This is a genomic window from Nocardiopsis sp. NPDC006938, from assembly GCF_042869555.1.
In the GTDB taxonomy this organism is placed as follows: Bacteria; Actinomycetota; Actinomycetes; order Streptosporangiales; family Streptosporangiaceae; genus Nocardiopsis.
In genome coordinates this window covers 83071-96993 of the sequence record NZ_JBIAGA010000018.1, presented here as the reverse complement: position 1 = coordinate 96993, position 13923 = coordinate 83071, and the positions used below count along the sequence as shown (strand labels likewise).

At 69.6% G+C, this 13923-nt stretch carries 12 protein-coding genes; 5 read left to right on the top strand and 7 right to left on the bottom strand.

The features are described 5' to 3' along the window. Window positions 1-4: 4 nt before the first annotated feature. Window positions 5-1573 carry an MFS transporter gene (locus ACFYL4_RS23305; protein ID WP_387520963.1) on the bottom strand — a complete coding sequence of 523 codons (1569 nt, stop codon included), beginning with the start codon at window positions 1571-1573 and terminating at the stop codon, window positions 5-7. A gap of 390 nt (window positions 1574-1963) precedes the next feature. Here ACFYL4_RS23305 and panB point away from each other — a divergent pair, with 390 nt between their 5' ends. Then, on the top strand, window positions 1964-2818 hold the full coding sequence (panB, locus tag ACFYL4_RS23300) for a 3-methyl-2-oxobutanoate hydroxymethyltransferase (RefSeq protein WP_387520961.1): 855 nt from the start codon (window positions 1964-1966) through the stop codon (window positions 2816-2818). Here the strand turns inward: panB and ACFYL4_RS23295 are convergent. Together ACFYL4_RS23295 and ACFYL4_RS23290 are read right to left on the bottom strand one after the other, a co-directional pair. Then, window positions 2806-4062: an MFS transporter gene (locus ACFYL4_RS23295; protein ID WP_387520959.1), complete on the bottom strand. Its 1257-nt coding sequence runs from the start codon at window positions 4060-4062 to the stop codon at window positions 2806-2808. The two genes, panB and ACFYL4_RS23295, sit on opposite strands and share 13 nt — an antisense overlap. A gap of 151 nt (window positions 4063-4213) precedes the next feature. Then, window positions 4214-4915: a helix-turn-helix domain-containing protein gene (locus ACFYL4_RS23290; protein WP_387520956.1), complete on the bottom strand. Its 702-nt coding sequence runs from the start codon at window positions 4913-4915 to the stop codon at window positions 4214-4216. A gap of 256 nt (window positions 4916-5171) precedes the next feature. Between ACFYL4_RS23290 and ACFYL4_RS23285 the strand changes: the two genes are divergently transcribed. Further along, window positions 5172-6212, top strand: a complete 1041-nt coding sequence (locus ACFYL4_RS23285) for an LLM class F420-dependent oxidoreductase (protein ID WP_387520953.1) — start codon at window positions 5172-5174, stop codon at window positions 6210-6212. Window positions 6213-6224: 12 nt separating this feature from the next. On the opposite strand, the gene npdG is transcribed toward ACFYL4_RS23285, so the two are convergent. Further along, the gene (npdG, locus tag ACFYL4_RS23280) at window positions 6225-6917 is read right to left on the bottom strand and encodes an NADPH-dependent F420 reductase (protein ID WP_387520951.1); all 693 of its coding nucleotides are present in this window, start codon (window positions 6915-6917) and stop codon (window positions 6225-6227) included. Window positions 6918-7018: 101 nt separating this feature from the next. After that, complete coding sequence (locus ACFYL4_RS23275) at window positions 7019-7210, bottom strand: hypothetical protein (RefSeq protein WP_387520949.1); 192 nt, start codon at window positions 7208-7210, stop codon at window positions 7019-7021. A gap of 91 nt (window positions 7211-7301) precedes the next feature. On the opposite strand from ACFYL4_RS23275, the gene map reads away from it, so the two are divergent. Then, complete coding sequence (gene map, locus ACFYL4_RS23270) at window positions 7302-8153, top strand: type I methionyl aminopeptidase (protein WP_357759438.1); 852 nt, start codon at window positions 7302-7304, stop codon at window positions 8151-8153. Between the two features lie 83 nt (window positions 8154-8236). Here the strand turns inward: map and ACFYL4_RS23265 are convergent, their stop codons facing one another. Then, the gene (locus ACFYL4_RS23265; RefSeq protein WP_387520946.1) at window positions 8237-9097 is read right to left on the bottom strand and encodes a hypothetical protein; all 861 of its coding nucleotides are present in this window, start codon (window positions 9095-9097) and stop codon (window positions 8237-8239) included. Between the two features lie 331 nt (window positions 9098-9428). Next, window positions 9429-11132 carry a hypothetical protein gene (locus ACFYL4_RS23260; RefSeq protein ID WP_387520943.1) on the bottom strand — a complete coding sequence of 568 codons (1704 nt, stop codon included), beginning with the start codon at window positions 11130-11132 and terminating at the stop codon, window positions 9429-9431. A gap of 929 nt (window positions 11133-12061) precedes the next feature. On the opposite strand from ACFYL4_RS23260, the gene ACFYL4_RS23255 reads away from it, so the two are divergent. Continuing rightward, window positions 12062-12799, top strand: coding sequence for a HEAT repeat domain-containing protein (locus tag ACFYL4_RS23255; RefSeq protein ID WP_387520940.1), 738 nt, complete (start codon window positions 12062-12064; stop codon window positions 12797-12799). Window positions 12800-13040: 241 nt separating this feature from the next. After that, window positions 13041-13874: a M55 family metallopeptidase gene (locus tag ACFYL4_RS23250; RefSeq protein ID WP_387520938.1), complete on the top strand. Its 834-nt coding sequence runs from the start codon at window positions 13041-13043 to the stop codon at window positions 13872-13874. Window positions 13875-13923 lie beyond the last annotated feature (49 nt).

Below are 13923 nucleotides of genomic sequence, written 5' to 3'. Positions count from 1 at the left end.
AGGCCTAGGAGGTGCGCGCCTCCCGGTCGTCCTCCTCGTGGCTGGGAGGGTCCCCGGGCATCCATACCCACACCACGACCAGGCCGAGCAGTCCGAAGCACAACGAGACCAGAGCGGCCAGGTGCAGACCCGCCACGAAGGCCTCCTTGGCCGGGGCGACCAGCGCCTCGCCCGCCGGACCCAGTCGCTGGACCAGCGTCATGGTCGCCTCGATGGACTCGGCGGCCGTCTGCACGTCCTTCGGGCTCACGTCGTGGGACCGTTCCGCCACCGCGTTCAGGTCGCCCTCCATGTCCGCCCGGTAGCGGATCGAGATGACCGCTCCCAGGACCGCCACCCCCATGGCGGTGGCGATCTGGCGCGCGGTGTTCTGCACCGCCGAGCCCGCTCCGGCCTTCCCCGGCGGCACGGACGACATGATCGCGTTGGTGGCGGGGGTGAGGACCACGGCCATCGCGGAGGTCTGGAGGAAGAAGAACGTGATGATCATGTACAGCGGAGTGTCCACCCGGATCTGGGTGTAGAAGGCGAAACTGCAGCACACGGTCGCCACCCCCGCCAGGGCGAGGGCCCGGGGCCCCACCAGCCGGACCAGGGTGGGGCTGAGCGGGGCGAAGATCATCTGCCCCAGAGCGGCGGGCAGCACCAGCAGGCCCGCGACGAACGGCGGGAACTCGCGCACGCTCTGCCAGTAGAAGCTGAGGAAGAAGATGATCCCCGCCATGCTGAAGAACAGCACCATGATCGTGGCGACGGACACGCTGAATCGCGGGTCGCGAAAGAACCGCACGTCCAGCGAGGGGTCGGTGGTGCGCGACTCGTGGAAGACGAACAGCGCCAGGATCGCGACGCCCAGCAGAAGCGCGCCGTACACGTCCCAGTCCGTGAGCGAGGCCCGCTGCCCCGCCGTGATGATCCCGTACACGACCAGGACCAGGCCCGGGATGGACAGCAGCACGCCCAGCACGTCCGGCCGACCCGCGTCCTCGTTCCTCGACTCCGGGATGAGCACGAACATCAGCGCCAACCCGAGGAGTACGAAGGGCACGTTGACCAGGAAGATCGAACCCCACCAGAAGTTCTCCAACAGGAGACCGCCCGCCGACGGCCCGATCGCCATCGCCAGACCCACCGCGCCCGCCCAGAGGCCGATCGCGCGCGCCCGCTCCTCCGGCGGGAACACGTTGGTGATCACCGACAGGGTCTGCGGCATGACCATGGCGGCTCCGAACCCCATGGCCGCGCGCGCGGCGACGAGCTGCTCCGGGTTCTGCGAGTAGGCGGTCAGCGCTGACGCGGCACCGAACACCGTCAACCCGGCCACCAGCATCCGGCGCCTCCCCCACCGGTCACCCAGCACACCGGAGGTGAACAGCAGACCGGCGAAGACCAGTGTGTAGGCGTTGATCGCCCACGCCAGCTGGGCCTGGCTGGCGCCCACCCCCCGCTGCGGGTCGGAGAGGGTCTTGAGGGCGACGTTCAGGATCGTGTTGTCGGCCACGATCACCAGCAGGCAGATGATGAGGACCGCCAGCCCGCCCCACCTGCGCCGATACGCTGTCTGCTGGTCCACGAACACCCTCTTCCGCCGCTCCGCCCGGTGACGCGGTCATGCTAACCAGCCGGGGCCGGAGCCGCCGGGCGAACCGCAGCGGACCGGCCGAACGCGTACCGAAAACGGGGGCCGGAAACAGTCCCGTCCCGGGGGAGGACGCCGCGGCCGTCCCGTGCGATGATGCTTGCGTGCGCCCCCGCGCCACCGTTCCCACCGCACCGGCTCCGCCGGGTGGACAGGGACACGGCGGGCGGGGACGGGACGGGGAACATCCCGCCCCGGCACACCGTTCCCTCCGGGGAGCCCCTCCCTTCGGGGAACCGCGCGCGAGCGCACGACACCAGTTTTCGTCCACAGGTCCGGGGACACCCCCAGCGGGTGCTTCGAGACAACGGAGGAAGAACCACCATGAGCACCACAGCCCAGACCCCCTCCGCCGGGAACGCCCTGTACGGCGGGGTCACCAACCGGCGTGTCACCATCCGCGACCTGGCCCTGGCCAAGCGGCGCGGCGAGCGGTGGCCCATGCTGACCGCCTACGACGCCCTCACCTCCCGCATCTTCGACGAGGCGGGCATCCCCGTCCTGCTCGTCGGCGACTCCGCCGCCAACGTCGTCTACGGCTACGACTCGACCGTCCCGGTGACGGTGGACGAGCTGATCCCGCTCACCGCCGCCGTCACCCGCTCCACCAAGCGTGCGCTGGTCGTGGCCGACCTGCCCTTCGGCTCCTACCAGGGCTCCCCCCAGCAGGCGCTGGAGGCGGCCTCCCGGTTCATGAAGGAGGGCAACGCCCAGGCCGTGAAGCTGGAGGGCGGCCACGCCGTCGCACCCCAGGTGGAGCTGCTCACCTCGGCGGGCGTCCCGGTCATGGGGCACGTCGGCCTCACCCCGCAGTCCGTCAACACCCTGGGCGGCTACCGGGTGCAGGGCCGGGGCGAGGCCGCCGCGAGCCTGCTCAAGGACGCCAAGGAGCTGGAGCGCGCGGGCGCGTTCTCGGTGGTGCTGGAGGCCGTACCGGCCGAGCTGGCCGCCGAGGTGACCGAGCAGCTGGAGATCCCGACCATCGGGATCGGCGCCGGACCGTCCACCGACGCCCAGGTGCTCGTGTGGCAGGACATGGCCGGGCTGAGCCCCCGGGTGGCGAAGTTCGTCAAGACCTACGCCAACCTGGCCGAGACGCTGCGCGAGGCCGCCACGGACTACGCGTCCGAGGTCGTCGGCGGGAGCTTCCCCGCCGAGGAGCACACCTACGCCAGCTGATCCGGTGACGGGGCGGTCTCCGGTCGCGCCGGAGGCCGCTCCATCCCCCGCGCCCCCCGCCCGAAGGCGGGCAGGCACACCGCCGCCAGGTAGAGGACCGCACCGCCGACCAGCACCGGGGCCACCCCGTACAGGCCGATCAGCACTCCGATGCCCGGGGCCGCCACCGGGGCACCGACCCGGGTGAGCGCCCCGACCATGGACGTGCCCCGGCCGACCAGGCGCGCGGGCAGGCGCTCGAAGATCACGGCGGACAGGATCGGGTTGATCAGCCCGCCGCCGACCCCGGAGACCGCCCACACCATCACGACCGCCCAGAGCGGGACGTCCAGGGCCAGGACGAGGAAGCGGGGCGGGCCGCCCATCACCATCGCGGCGAGGAAGACGGCGCGGCGGGGCAGGCGGTGGCCGACCGCCACCGCCAGCAGGGACCCCAGGACCGACGCTCCGCCCAGGGCTCCCGCCACCAGCCCCACCGCCTGCGGACCCCAGCCTCCCTCGGACGCCCACACCGGCAGGGCCAGGCTCATGACCGCCACGTCCACGACGTTGGTCACCATGATCATCACGACCAGGGTGCGCAGCGGCAGGTCGCCCCAGACCGCCCGCCAGCCCGCGTGCAACCGGGTCAGGTAGCCGTCGCCCTCCTCGGGGTCCGGTCCGCTCCTCCCCCGCTCCTCCACGTCACGGGGCAGGAGGAGGAGCGTCACGAGGGCGGCCAGCACCATGAGCGCCGCGTTCACGTACAGGGCGGTGAGCGCGCCCAGGGCGGCCACCACCGCGCCGGCGGCGACCGGACCCACCGTCATGGAGAGCCGGTCGACCGTGCCGGTGAGCCCGGTGACGCGTTCCAGCCGCACGCCCGAGGCGGCCGCCACGAACGGTGACAGCGAGACCTTGGCCGCCTCCGAAGGGCCGGTGGCCAGCCCGATCACGGTGACCAGGAGCAGCAGGACCGGGAAGGGCAGCAGCCCGGCGGAGAAGAGAAGGGGCACCACCGCGAGCGCGGCGGCGGCCAGCAGGTCCACCCTGATACTCACCGCCCGCTGCCCCACGCGGTCCAGGAGCGGGCCGACGAACAGCCGGGCCAGGGTGTAGGCGCCCAGCTCGAAGAGGGTGACCAGACCCATGTGGGCGGGGCTTCCGGTGGTCTCCAGCACGAACCACGGCAGGGCGATCATGGCCAGCCTGGTTCCCGTGTAGGCGAACGTCTGGGAGGCGACGAGCGCGGCGACCGGTCTCACGGGGACTCCTGGGGGGAAGGGGAGGCGGGGAGGGGAGGCGGGGAGGGGATGCGGGGATGCGGGGCGCTACGGGGTCGGTGAGGGAAGGGGACCCGGCGCGGGCGGGATCAGGGGGCCGGGGTCACGGACCGCACTCCTGGAGCCGGACCCGTCACAGGGCCCGTGAGGCGCCGGAGGGTGGCGCCTCGTCCGAGGTCGTGGCGACGTCCTCGGGTACGGCCTCGTCCGAGGCCGGGTCCGGGTCGGCTCCGGGAAAGGCGGCCAACTGGACGCGGACGGTGCGCTCCCCCGCCTCACCCGTTCCGCCCTCGGCCGTGTGCCGGTCGAGCACCTCGACCAGCTCCGCGCGCAGGCGTTCCATCTGTCCGAGGGTCAGGCGCAGCGTGCGGTCCGACATGAGCTGGGCCTCGCGCCACCCCTCGGGCTGGGCCGACCACTCGTTGACCGCCGCGCGCAGGCGTTCGGTCCACCCCGCGGCGATGGCGTGCCGCAGCGCGGTGGTGAGTTCGGGGGCCTCCGTGTCCAGGCGCTCCGGGAGGCGGAAGCCGCTGTGGTCCGCGCGCCACCAGCGCTCGCGACTGGTACCCAGCGCCGGGTCCTCGCTGATGAACCCGTAGGCCTCCAGCTGGCGCAGGTGGTAGCTGGCCGAGGCCGAGGAGACGCCCAGCCTCTCGGCGACGGCCTTGCCGGTGGCGGGGGACTTCTGGAGCAGCTGGTAGACGCGCATGCGCAGGGGGTGGGCCAGGCCCCGCAGGGAGCGGGCGTCCAGGACGGCGGCGTTCTCGAAGGGGTCCGGAACGCCCCCGCCGTGGGATCGGGGGGTGTCGTCGTGTTCGTCAGTGGTGGGGTTCATACCCGCACCCTAGACGCCCAACATCTCTTGGGCAAGATGTCTTGGCCAAGAGATGTTGGGCATGAGGTGGCGGACAGGAGACGACCGGCGGGCGGCACTGGGAGGTGTCGGCCGCGACGCGCTGGGCAGGAGTGTGGGGCCGGGCGCCGGGTCGGGACCCCGGGGAGCAGCCAGAAACCGAACGGGGCTCGGTAGTACAGTGTCCGCACACCGAGCACCGACGCGGGCCGGTTCCGGCCCGCCGGGAGGACAGCACATGCGCATCGCGATGCCGCTCCAGTACGCGGGTGAGCCCAAGGACGCCGTCGAGCAGGTGGTCGAACTGGAGAGGGCCGGGCTGGACACGGTGTGGGTCGCCGAGGCCTACGGGTACGACAGCCCCACCCTCATGGGATACCTGGCCGCCCGCACCGAACGGGTCACCATCGGCTCGGCCATCCTGCCGATGTACACCCGCACCCCCGCCCTGGTCGCGATGACCGCCGCCGGGCTCGACTACCTCTCCGACGGGCGCGCCGTCCTCGGCCTGGGCGCCAGCGGTCCACAGGTGATCGAGGGCTTCCACGGAATCCCCTACACCAAGCCGCTCGCCCGCACCCGCGAGACCATCGAGATCTGCCGCAAGGTGTGGGCCCGCGAGGAGCGCCTCACCCACGAAGGAGGGGTCTTCCAGCTTCCGCTGCCCCCCGAGCTGGGCACCGGCCTGGGCAAACCGCTGAAGATCATCAACCACCCGGTGCGGCCGCGCATCCCCATCCACGTCGCCTCACTCGGCGAGAGGAACGTGGAGATGACCGCCGAGATCGCCGACGGGTGGCTGCCGCACCTGTTCATCCCGGAGAAGGCCGAGACCGTGTGGGGCGCGTCCCTGGCCAGGGGAAGGGCGAACCGTGACCCCGGACTGGGCGAACTGGAGATCTCCGCGGGCGGGCTCCTGGCCATCGGCGAGGACGAGGGGACCCGCGCGCTCGCCGACCTCACACGGCCCCTCATCGCCCTGTACGTCGGCGGCATGGGCGCCAAGGGAAAGAACTTCTACAACACGGTGGCCCGCAGGTACGGCTACGAGGAGGCCGCGGAGAGAATCCAGGACCTGTACCTGGCCGGGAAGAAGGACGAGGCCGCCGCCGCGGTCCCGGACGAGTTCGTGGAACTGACCAACCTCGTCGGCCCCGAGTCCCACGTGCGCGAACGCGTGGAGGCCTTCCGCGCCGCCGGAGTCACCCAGCTCAACGTGACCCCGGTCGGCGAGAACCCCGCCCGGCTCATCGAGAAGGTCAAGGAGTGGGCCGCCTGACGGCCCGACGGGTCACAGGCCGGTGATGCGCAGACCGGCGTGCGTCTTGTAGCGCCGGTTGACCGCGATCAGGTTGGCGGTGAGGGCCTCGACCTGGTGGGCGTTGCGCAGACGCCCGCCGAACACGCCCCGCACCCCGGGGATGCGCTCCGCGAGCGCGCGCACGGTGTCCGTGGCCTCGCGGTCCTCACCCAACACCAGCACGTCCAGGTCGATCCTCTCGACCTCCGGGTCCAGGAGGAGCTTCGCGGACACGTGGTGGAACGCGGCGGTGACCCGGCTGCCCGGCAGGACCTCGGCGGCCTGCTGGGCTGCGCTGCCCTCGGGGACGTCCAGGGCGAAGGGGCCCTTCTTGTCGAAACCCAGCGGGTTCACGCAGTCCACCACGATCTTGCCCGCCAGGCGGTCGGCCAGCGACACCAGGAGCTCGCGGTGACCCTCCCACGGCACGGCCACGATCACGACGTCCGCGCGCTCGGCCGCGTCCGTGTTGGCCAGCCCCCGCACGTCGACCCGGGTCGACTCGGCCTCCACGAGGCCCTCCGCCACCCCGGCCGCGCGCTCGGCGCTCCGTGAACCCACGAGGACGGTGAGCCCGGACAGCGCGAAGCGCCGGGCCAGCCCGCGCCCCTGGTCTCCGGTCCCGCCCAGAACCGCGATGGTGGTGTCCGCGCCCTGCCGAGTGTCGGTGTCGTGTTCGCTCATGGGCCGATCCTGTCAGAACGGGCCCCGAGGGGGAACGCGCAGGGCCGGTGTGCCCGGCCCCGCGTCCCGTCAGGTGTCAGGCCCGCACAGTGTCGCGCCCGTCAGCCGCTGCCCTCGTTCTCGTCCTGCTCGTCCCAGGCCTCGTTGCGTTCGGCCGCGATGCGCAGCGCCCGCGCCGCCGTGGCCTCGTCGTCGTAGGGTCCGAGCCGCTCGGAGTTGGGACATCCCGCGCCGTGTTCCACCGCGCGGTGGCGGAGGCAGTACCACCAACCGTCCTGCTGGGCGTCGCTCACGACCAACCACCTCTCGTCGTTCCGGGTACGAGGGGCACCTACCCTCCACCGGGCGCTCCTCACCCCCGCCCACGAACTACAATCAGTGCTCATGACTACTCCGCTGGTTCCTGGGCGCATCTCGCCCCAACGTTCGGTCCCCTCGCACATCGTCCGGCCGGAGTACGTGGGTCAGAAGCGTCCGGTGGAGGGTGTCCTGGGCGACATCCAGACCCCGGAGACCATCGAGCGGATCAGGGTCGCGGGGCGCATCGCCGCCCAGGCCCTGGAAGAGGTCGGCAAGAACGTCCAGCCCGGAGTGACCACGGACGAACTCGACCGGATCGGCCACGAGTTCCTGCTGGACCACGGCGCCTACCCCAGCACCCTGGGGTACAAGGGCTACCCGAAGTCGCTGTGCTCCTCGCTCAACGAGGTCATCTGCCACGGCATCCCCGACGACACGGTGGTCCGCGACGGCGACATCGTGAACATCGACATCACCGCCTACAAGGACGGCGTGCACGGCGACACCAACGCCACGTTCCTCTCCGGTGACGTCTCCGAGGAGAACCGCCTCCTCGTCGAGCGCACCCGTGAGGCCACGACGCGCGCCATCAGGGCCTGCCGCCCCGGGCGCCAGCTCAACGTGATCGGGCGGGTCATCGAGTCGTACGCGAAGCGGTTCGGCTACGGGGTCGTGCGGGACTTCACCGGCCACGGCGTGGGCCCGGAGTTCCACTCCGGTCTGGTGGTGCCGCACTACGACGACCCGCGCGCCACCACGGTGATGGAGCCGGGCATGACCTTCACGATCGAACCCATGATCACCCTGGGCGGTGTGGAGTACGACATGTGGGACGACGGGTGGACCGCGGTCACCGCCGACCGGAAGTGGACCGCGCAGTTCGAGCACACGCTGGTCATCACCGACTCCGGCGCGGAGATCCTCACCCTGCCGTAGACACAGCCCCGGGTCGGTCGACCGTACGCCGGTCGGGCGGCCCGGGTACACGGGGCCCGCACACCGTCAGACAACCGGACTCATCAGGACCCCGGTTCGCGGTCGTGCGCGGTCGTTTTCCCGCTGTGCGGGTTCCCACGCCCGCCTCCCGACGCGAGCTTGGCCAGCTTTCCCCCAAGCCCCGCCTTCCCGTGCGCTGGAGCGCTGTCGTGGGCTTTGGCCTCGGAGTTTCGGCCTACGTCCTGTTCCTCGGAGTTGCGGACGAGGCGGAAGCCGCTCCCCGGTTTCACGAGATCCTGGGGTGACATCCCGTGACGCTTGGCCTCTGCGATCACCACTTTCTCGGCCTTACGCAGGATTCGGTGGGGATCGAGAACCTCTCCGTCCGGGCCGAGCTCGACGAGTCCCACCAGCGCGCTCTGATGGCCCGGACCGTCGGCGGGCGGCAGGAACACGTCACCGGGGAGTTCTTCAGGCATCTGCCACGTGACCACCCCGTAGTTCGATTCGGGTAGACGTCGCAGCGCGAGCATCCCGTCCGGGAAGCGGACCTTCGGGTTCCTACGATCATCGACCAGATACTCGGGAGGATGTTCCGCTTGGTGGTCGCTCCGAGCGTGCAGGAGTGCCGCGAGAAGCGTGCCGAAACGCGCGGGTGACAGGGGTGATTCGTCGCCTCCGCCACGGCGCCCGTACTCCCGGAGCACCGAGTCGGGCTCGCTTCCCATGCCATACAAGGACCCCCTGTGGGGAGCGAATCTCCCCAGACTACTGTGATAGACACTCGGCGAAATGGGCCGAGTCGTCCTGTCCCTCAAGCGCTCTTGGTATGCAGAGATCTCCTCTTGGGGAACACCGACGATCGAGTACTCATCGGGCTTTTTCAACTTCTGTCCAGCAAAACGAGGCAGCGGGGTCACGAGATGATGCACCATCCTCCTCATCTTCTCGTATTCTCCCCGGAACCCTTCCAGCTCCTCCGCTTCTGCTGAACTCAGACCAGGATGTGATGCAAAGGAGCGGTAGATGGAATCCGTTTTCGAGAAGATCCCGGCACCCCCTCCACCGGGACGGGCTCGCCATATAGGGGAATCGCCGCGCGCGGACGCGCGATACGATGCGACACCGCCACCCGGGGAGGAGGGCGGCGTTGTTCGAGCGCTGGTCACCACCGGCTCAGGGCGCGGAGATCCTCACCATGCGGACTCGAGGTTCGTATCGGTCGAGCGTTCGTTGGCCGGGCGGCCCGGGTGCAGGAGGACTGCTGCGGTATCCTCACCCAAGGCCCGGCTCCGAGCCGCGGGAGTCCGGCCTCTTCGCACCCGAACTGTTCGAAGCACTGCTGGCCAATCGGGACAAATGGTCGCCCGTCCGGCTGCTCTTCTGTGCCGTGTCACCGCCTCGGTGCCCGTTTTGACTGGACGCCTGGACCTGTTCCCGTCTCCCGGCCTGAGCGTTCTTGCGGTCTTCCACCTTGGCGGGTTCCACCGCCCCCAGGGGATCGACGTCGCTCTCGCTGACCGGCCAAATCTGGCCCGTCTTCTCATCCACCGAGGGGTGAACGAGGTAGGGAGAGTTTTCCAGGCGGCCAATCTCGGTCGGCGCGACGCCCTGCCTCTCCGCTTCGGCAAGAAGCAGCTTCTCGGCCCTGTGCAGGATACGGTCCGTTCCGAGAGGCTTACGGGTGTTCTCGTCCAACGGCATGGTACCCAGCAGCACGGTTTTGTATCTCGGAACCCCCGTGCCATCGTCGGGAAGCTCGTCCAGAGTCTGCGCGGTCACCAGCGCGAAACCCGCGTTCTCGAAGACCTGCGTTCTGAGCATACCCGTCGGGATACGGACTGATGGGTTCTTTCGCTCATCAACCAGATAGTGGCCGGATATCTGAGGACTGACCTCAGTAATGTGGCATGCCTTTTGAGATTTGAGGAGAGCAGGAACAATGAGCCCCTGGAAGCGGCGGAGTGGGAAGGGAGACTTGAGGTCCTGGAAAGACCGCATCACTGATGCTGAATCAACGCCCATGTCCTCCAGTGAGGATTCCCGCGGGTAGCACTTCGCCACAGCCCGTTCCACATCACTGCTGGACTCCTCACCCCAACCCCGCTCACCCATATTCCAATACCAGTTGTTCTCGTCCAAGGTACGATGACGCGGCCTCCGAGTACGGCCTTTCCCATCCTTCAGCCCTTTTCCCGAAGGAGAGTTGGGCACAACCACCAGATCATCGACTCGGGCCCTGTCCTCCTGGTACCTGCTCCTGGCCTCTGCCACCTCTCCCTCGATGTCACTGTAATCACCATGAAAGCGAGGAAGGGCACCGAAAGCCGCGTCAGCTATTCTGTAGTATTCGCGAACCTTATCCACACCAAGGCGGCGTGCATACTGATGCAGAAGACCACTCATCTCAGTGAGGCTCTTTAGGGAAGCCCTTACTTCTTCATTGCTGTAGCCACCAGCCCAGAAGCGTTCCTCGACAGCCGAGGGGATGTTCTTCAACCCTCCCTCCAACGCGGCCTGCCGCTCGAGGGTGAACTCCCGATAGCGAAACTTATTTTCGCCTCGCCCACTGTCGACCCCGCCCTCCGATTCTCTGGACGGTTCACCCCAGATCTCGTGCGAACTCAGAATTCTTCTACGCATAGTGGAAAGCTTGTCATTCTTAACCCCGAGGATGTCCTTGGCGTCTCCCAGCCCGAAAATGTCGAACTGAGGCTCAGATCCCGGGTCACCGCTCTCCCGAACCGCCGCCACCACATACTCACCAGGCTCCCCTGGAATCGGCTCGAAGAAGACGGCTGAACCGAGCTCGCGAGCGCGCCGCCTCAGGGCCCGCGGCACCCGACTTTCCGGGAAATCGAGGAACCGTATGCCCCTCCCCCTGATCCTGGCATTCTTCAGGGCCTCCGCGACACGATCACGAAGACGAGACGGTGAAGCATCGTATTCGTCCGACGCTTCTCGCCCGATGGAACGCATTCCTTGACCCTGCGCAGGCAATTCGGCAATGACCATAAGATCCTCCCTGGTAGGTCACCGACCACCAGCGTAGCAGCGCAGCGAATCACGAACCATACGCATACCTAACGTCATGACAATGACGACCACCGACAGCAGAGGAAGCGATTCATGGGATCATCACTTCGAAATAAGAGGTGATTTCCTCATGTTGGCAGGGGTGCTCCATTACCCATTATGGAGACGCACCACCCGAGCCTGACAGACCACTCTTCGCAGGGGGCACTTCACGGCGGAGAAGGACGTCCGCTCCACCTGGGCATGGGCTCCGGGAGCGAGGACCGCCCCGAGCGGGCCGCACAGGAGTACGGCGACGCCTTCCGAGGGGCGCCGCCGTCTGGGCGGGCGGGATCACAGGCCCCACCCCGGCTTCTCGGGCAGGGCACACGCCCTCCAGTCGGAGGCCTGGTGGGGCCCGCACGCGGCCGGGGCGGTCAGGTCGGCCGGGGCAGTCCCCGAGTTTCGTGTGTCGGATCGGGAACACACAGTGACGACACGGCATCCTATGCTGTGCGGGATTCGCGCCACCGCGAACTCGGACACCCCGGCATCGGCGACCCCGGGTACACCGCGTTCGCGTCCGGGGCGACCGGTCGACCACCTGACGCCCCCCTCTTCAGGACCCTGGCCGCCGACGGGCGCCGGGGCCCTCACTCGCGCGGCGCCCACGGAGCCGACGGCCCGTAACGGCACCCGGCCCCCACGAGCCGGGCCCCGCCACGTGGGGGCCGCACCGGTGAGCTCCGGACACCGGGCCCCACCACGGATTCGGCACCGAACGGGCGAGGAAAACCCGGAAAACCCCTGCGTCAGGAGCGCTGTTGTGGATTGACTGATCCCCGACACCATCAACCCACCGTCACGTCCCATCTACACACAGGAACCAAGCCATGGCGATGTTCGTCCACCTGACCCCCCGCGCCAACATCTCCCGGGTCCGGAGGTCCGGTCCGGACACCGCCACAGGGCCCGGAGGCACACCCGGGGTGTACTGCTTCCCCGTGCTCCCGTCCTACACCGTGACCCACCAGTGGCTGCGCGAGCTGACCGGCCACCACGGCCCACGCGGCCTGGTCGGTGTGTACCTGACCCTGGCCGACGAGCAACCGGTCACCGTGGGTCACTACGATGACAGCGACGGGCCCCGACGCATGGGGGCGGCGGAGGCCGTTCGCATCGTCGCCGGACTCCCCGAGCCCCGGGGTTGGGAGGTCTTCATACCTCGACGAGTGGGCCGCAGTGAGGTCCACCGCATCCGAGAGGTCCGCCGACTGGCCGAGACCCGCCCCCATCCGCGCGACGCCCCCCTGCCGATCGACCTCGTCGCCGACGCCTGCGAACGCCGGGACACGGCGGCGCTGCGCGAGGCCCTGGCCCTGATCGGGAGGCGGCGGCGCGGGCCCCTCGACCGGATAGCCTCCCTGACCGGCCACCCCGAGCCCCTGGTGCGCGCCACCCTCGCCGAGACCATCGCGGACTGGACCGTCCCCGGGGTGGACGCGCTCCTGTCCCGCATGACCCGGGACCCGGACCACAAGGTGCGCGAGGCGGCCGTGCTGGCGTTGGAGACGCGCGCGACTCCGCGTGTGGGGCGCTGGCCCGCCGACGGGCGGTGGGTGGTTCCGTAGGCGGACACCAGGCGGACCCACACGCGGAGGCGGACCCGTGCACCCGGTCAGGCCCTGACGGAATCCCCGCGGGGACGACACTCGGGCGTTTCATCCGATCATGGGAGGAACTGTCGGGCGCACACGCTGACGTTCGCGGGGTACCGCGGACGCGGGAGCGCCACCCGGACCGGACGGCGCCCCTCCAGCGGGGCCGCACAGGGTCTCCCCTTCTCCGGCGCGGAAGGCTAGGGTCTGCTGGATGAAGATCCTCATCTCCGCGGACATGGAGGGCGCCACCGGCGTCACCTGGCCCGCCGACTGCGAGCCCGGGACCGAGCAGTGGCAGCGCTGCCGTTCCCTGTTCACCAGCGACGTCAACGCCGCGATCGGCGGGTTGTTCGAGGGCGGCGCCACCGAGGTGCTCGTCAACGAGGCCCACTCCACCATGCGCAACCTGCTCCTGGAGCGGTTGGACGACCGGGCCACGATGATCACCGGGCGCCACAAGGAACTCTCCATGGTGGAGGGCGTCCAGTCGGGGGACGTCGACGGGATCGTCTTCCTCGGATACCACTGCGCGGCGGGCGAGGACGGCGTGCTCGCCCACACCTACCTGCCGAACGCGCTCACCGGGGTGTGGCTGGACGGCCACGTGGCGAGCGAGGGCTACCTGAACGCGGCGGTCGTCGCGGAGTACGGCACCCCCGTGATCCTGGTGACCGGAGACGACCTGGCCTGCGCGGACGCGGCCCGGTACGCGCCCTCGGCTCCGACGGTGGCGGTCAAGGACCACGTGAGCCGGTACGCGGCCCGGTGCCGTACGCCCGCGCGGACGGCCGCGGACATCCGTGAGGCGGCGCGGGGCGCGGTGGCCCTGGCGGGGCGGGGCGAGGCGGTGGAGCGCTCGCCGAAGACGCTGGAGGTCGAGGTTGACTCCGCGCAGCTGGCGCAGGCGGCCGCGATCGTGCCCGGGGTGACGCGTACGGCCCCGCGACGCGTCGAGTACACGTCACCCGACGCCTACGAGATGATCCGGACGTTCAAGGCCGTCTGCACCCTGGTCTCGAACGCCATGGAGAAGGACTACGGGTGACTTGCGCTCGCGCGGGATCGCGAGCCGGTAGAACTGACTGAAGTGAACG

Excerpts from the sequence above, each read along its gene's own strand:
- panB (WP_387520961.1), top strand. The coding sequence starts at position 1,964 with ATGAGCACCACAGCCCAGACCCCCTCCGCCGGGAACGCCCTGTACGGC.
- ACFYL4_RS23290 (WP_387520956.1), bottom strand. The coding sequence starts at position 4,915 with ATGAACCCCACCACTGACGAACACGACGACACCCCCCGATCCCACGGC.
- ACFYL4_RS23285 (WP_387520953.1), top strand. The coding sequence starts at position 5,172 with ATGCGCATCGCGATGCCGCTCCAGTACGCGGGTGAGCCCAAGGACGCC.
- npdG (WP_387520951.1), bottom strand. The coding sequence starts at position 6,917 with ATGAGCGAACACGACACCGACACTCGGCAGGGCGCGGACACCACCATC.
- map (WP_357759438.1), top strand. The coding sequence starts at position 7,302 with ATGACTACTCCGCTGGTTCCTGGGCGCATCTCGCCCCAACGTTCGGTC.
- ACFYL4_RS23265 (WP_387520946.1), bottom strand. The coding sequence starts at position 9,097 with ATGAGGAGGATGGTGCATCATCTCGTGACCCCGCTGCCTCGTTTTGCT.
- ACFYL4_RS23260 (WP_387520943.1), bottom strand. The coding sequence starts at position 11,132 with ATGCGTTCCATCGGGCGAGAAGCGTCGGACGAATACGATGCTTCACCG.
- ACFYL4_RS23255 (WP_387520940.1), top strand. The coding sequence starts at position 12,062 with ATGGCGATGTTCGTCCACCTGACCCCCCGCGCCAACATCTCCCGGGTC.
- ACFYL4_RS23250 (WP_387520938.1), top strand. The coding sequence starts at position 13,041 with ATGAAGATCCTCATCTCCGCGGACATGGAGGGCGCCACCGGCGTCACC.